Here is a 574-nt window from a genome sequence, read left to right as displayed (position 1 = left end):
GGCTTTGTACTTTGTCGACTGCGCGTTGGATGGACATGGAGACCCAGGTGTTCAGGTCGATTTGTTCCAGCAGGGCGCCTTCATGGTGCTCGGTGGCTTTGATGCCGGAGTCAGCGATGAAGCGGAATGGGCTGCCTTCTTTGAGGGAAGCTGCACCTGCTTGTACCGAGGCAGATTTCCAGAATTTAGCGCGGGCATCTGTTGCCTGGCCAGACAGTTTGATCTGGTCGACGATTTTGGTGATCAGGATGTACCAGGAGCCCATGGACATGATGACCATGATGATCAGTGTGCCTTTGGCGACGAAGTCACCGGTTTTCCAGAGTGCGTCTAAGCCGTATGGGTTTTCGATGACTTCTTTGGCTGGGCCGGCTTCAGCGGCGGCTGGTGCAGCAGCAGGTGCTGCGGCGTCAGCGGCTGGTGCGGAAGTGGCTGGGGCGGCAGAGGCAGCAGTGGCAGAAGCTTCTTCTGCGAAGGCTGGAGCGGCAACAGCTGCGGTCAGGGCCAGAACGGCGGCAGCCAGGAATGCGGAGAAACGGGTTTTCATTATGGTGCTTCCTTTAAACAAATTATT

At 56.8% G+C, this 574-nt stretch carries 1 pseudogene; it reads right to left on the bottom strand.

Going from position 1 to position 574, the window contains the following annotated elements:
• Positions 1-547, bottom strand: a pseudogene (locus tag KDM89_RS19405) (MotA/TolQ/ExbB proton channel family protein); the annotation flags it as partial.
• Positions 548-574: the final 27 nt, after the last annotated feature.

Origin of the sequence: Cognatundibacterium luofuense (assembly GCF_018139685.1) — a bacterium.
Classification (GTDB): Bacteria; Pseudomonadota; Gammaproteobacteria; order Burkholderiales; family Burkholderiaceae_D; genus Undibacterium; species Undibacterium luofuense.
This window is presented reverse-complemented; position numbering and strand designations above follow the sequence as displayed.